Genomic DNA, 2,555 nt, shown 5'->3' with positions numbered 1-2,555 from the left:
CCGGCAGCGGTGAGTGCGGCGACGGCGGCGAACGCGGCGGTCAGCACGGACTGGGGCAGGCGGGCTGCGGCGGCGGGCAGCAGTCCGGCCGCGGCGAAGAGGGCGCCGGCTCTCCAGCGGACGTTGCCGGTGCGGGCGTGGGCGTACAGGGCGGTGAGCGAGGTGGCGGTGACGATGACAAGGCCGGCGGTGGCCGCGGCCGGGGTGAAGCCGAGCAGGTAGGTCAGTGCGGGCACCGCCAGGACGCTGCCGCCCCCGCCGAGCGCGCCGAGCGCGAGTCCGACGACGGCCCCGGCGAGCAGAGCCAGGATCAGCGCACTCACGCCATGACACCGCAGATGTCACCCCGGCCACCGGTGACCGGCAGGCCCGCACGCACCCACCGGCCTGCCCGCCCTGGAGGTTCCCGCTCCGGACCGGCCCGCCGACGACAGCGAGGTGGCGCGGGCCGGGACGGATGAGGCGGACGGCTTCGACGGGCCGGTGCTCGGGCCGCAGTGGTCCACACTGCGGCGCCCCGCGAGTTCCGACTGGGTTTCCCTCACGGCCCGTCCGTCTCATCTGCGGCTGCGCGGCGGCCGTTCCCCGCAGAGCCTGACCGGCTCCAGTCCGGTGGGCCGCCGGGTGACGTCCGCGGACGGTGCCTTCGAGGCGACGGTGGAGTACCGGCCGCGGTCCTTCCAGCACCTGGCCGGGATCACCGCGTACTACAACACGCGCAACTGGTACTTCCTGCACGTCACGGCGGACGACGAGGGGCGGACGGTCCTGCGGGTGGCGGGCTGCGACCGCGGTGTGCTGAGCGTGGACGAAGCCGGCGGGGTGTCCCTCGGTGAGGTCCGCCGCCTGCGCCTCGGCCTCGGCCTGCGGGGGGGGGCCTTCCTGCGTTTCCGTTACGCCACCGGCGACGACTGGCGGCCCCTCGGACCGCCGCTCGACGCCACCGTCCTGTCCGACGAGCACGCGGAGGAATTCGAGGACGGGCGGATCCGGGCTCTCGGCTTCACCGGCGCATTCGTCGGCATGTGGGCCTGGGACCTCACCGGGGGCGGCCTGCCCGCCGACTTCGACGAGGCGACTTGGCGCGCACTTCGTTAGCACCGCGAGGCGCCGTCGTCGCTTCCAGGGGGAGCGGCCGTCGGGGGAGGACTGTCCGGGGCCTCCCCCCAGGGCCGGTCCTGCCCGCGACCGCAGGTCCCGGCCGGGTGCGTCGCCGGAGACCGGCGGTGCGGATTCCGTCGGGTTGCCCCGACGGTGCCGGCCGCCGCCCGGTGAGGCGGTGTGCCGGCGTCGTAGGGCGGGTGCCGCGCGACGAAGAGGGCGCGGACGACGGGGCGGGGCCGAAGAGATGGCGCGGTCCTTTCCGCGCAGCCGGCGTTCCGCCCCGTCGGGTCACCGCTGCCCCGGAACGTGTGTCACCAGCCGCAGTCGCTGCTCGCACCTGCCCACCCGTACGGTCTGTCCCCACGTCAGCTCCAGGGCGTCGCCCTCCACGCCGTCCCCGAAGGCGACGAGGCGTTCGGACTCGACGGTGAGGCGCAGCCGGCCGGCGGTGGCGAGTTCACCGGCCACCAGGGACGTCCCGGTGGCCGGCGACGGCCAGGCCTCGCGGACGAACCAGAGCAGGCGGTCCTCCGTGGGGTGTGGCAGGCGCAGGGCGCTGCCCCGCTCCTGCCACACCGACCGCAGCCAGCCGGTCGCGCCGGTGCCCGTGCCCACCAGCACTCCGGAGGAGGCCTGGGCCTCGACGACACCCCCGTCGCCCTCCAGGCCCAGGCGGTACCTGGCCGTCTGGTGTCCGACGGCGCCGAGGTAGATCTCGTTGAGCGCGACCAGCCGCTGGGTGTCGTCGGCGACGGCCTCGACCATGGTGAGTTCATCCGCCCGGGCCGTGAACGCGCCGCGCAGCAGCGCCGCCGCGTCGGCCGCCCGGTGCCGCACCAGTACGCCGGGGTTGCGCCCCGGTTCGGGATCGACACCGATCACCGGCTGCCCGGCGAGGTACTTGGCCACGTTGGCCACCAGCCCGTCCTGTCCCACCACGACCACGATGTCCTCCGGCGCGAACAGGAAACGGTCCAGGTCGCTCCGCTCCACCCGGGCCTGCCGCCAGGTCAACGGGACCGCGGCCGCCACCTCGGCCAGCGCCCGGTGCGCACGGCGGTGGCGTTCGGAGACCTCCCCGAGGTCCCGGCCCCGGGAGGAGAGGAAGAAGGCGGCCTGCCCGTGGGTACCGTGCCGGGCCACCAGTTCCTCGTACTCCGTGGTGCGGTGGACCAGGACGGCCCGCGGGGCGAGACTCATCCCCGGGCCCCGCCGCCGAGCCGGGCCAGCAGCCCGGTCAGCACGTCCGGCGAGACGGTCACACTGTCGATGTGCGGCAGGTTCTCCGCCAGCCGTGTCCCGGTGAGCGCGTGCAGCGTCGCCACGTCGACATCGCCGTGGACGCGCAGCCAGGCCGCCTGGGCCTCGGCCCGGGCCTCGCCGACCTCGCGCGCCGCCTCGGCCTCCGCGCGGGCGAGCGCCACCGAACGGGCGGCCTCGGCCTCGGCGAG

At 75.7% G+C, this 2,555-nt stretch carries 3 protein-coding genes and 1 pseudogene; 1 reads left to right on the top strand and 3 read right to left on the bottom strand.

Features of this window, described 5'->3' with window-relative positions; all coding sequences use genetic code 11:
* Positions 1–323 (bottom strand): TSUP family transporter (locus tag B7767_RS35335; RefSeq protein WP_179167423.1); only part of this gene is annotated, 323 nt, incomplete at its 3' end.
* 115 nt (positions 324–438) lie between these two features.
* On the opposite strand from B7767_RS35335, the gene B7767_RS35330 reads away from it, so the two are divergent.
* The gene (locus B7767_RS35330; RefSeq protein ID WP_256923679.1) at positions 439–1,098 is read left to right on the top strand and encodes a hypothetical protein; all 660 of its coding nucleotides are present in this window, start codon (positions 439–441) and stop codon (positions 1,096–1,098) included.
* A gap of 294 nt (positions 1,099–1,392) precedes the next feature.
* Here B7767_RS35330 and B7767_RS35325 read toward each other — a convergent pair whose 3' ends face one another.
* On the bottom strand, positions 1,393–2,304 hold the full coding sequence (locus B7767_RS35325; RefSeq protein ID WP_085575629.1) for an NAD(+)/NADH kinase: 912 nt from the start codon (positions 2,302–2,304) through the stop codon (positions 1,393–1,395).
* Positions 2,301–2,555, bottom strand: a pseudogene (locus tag B7767_RS35320) (SPFH domain-containing protein); the annotation flags it as partial. The gene B7767_RS35325 and the pseudogene B7767_RS35320, both read right to left, overlap by 4 nt.

The organism is Streptomyces sp. 13-12-16, from assembly GCF_002114215.1.
Lineage (GTDB): Bacteria > Actinomycetota > Actinomycetes > Streptomycetales > Streptomycetaceae > Streptomyces.
The sequence above is the reverse complement of the archived record's forward strand: the minus strand, read 5'-3'. Positions and strand labels throughout refer to the sequence as shown.

What these genes read in the sequence shown, in the direction of transcription:
- B7767_RS35325 (WP_085575629.1), bottom strand. Translation starts at nt 2,304, where the DNA reads ATGAGTCTCGCCCCGCGGGCCGTCCTGGTCCACCGCACCACGGAGTAC.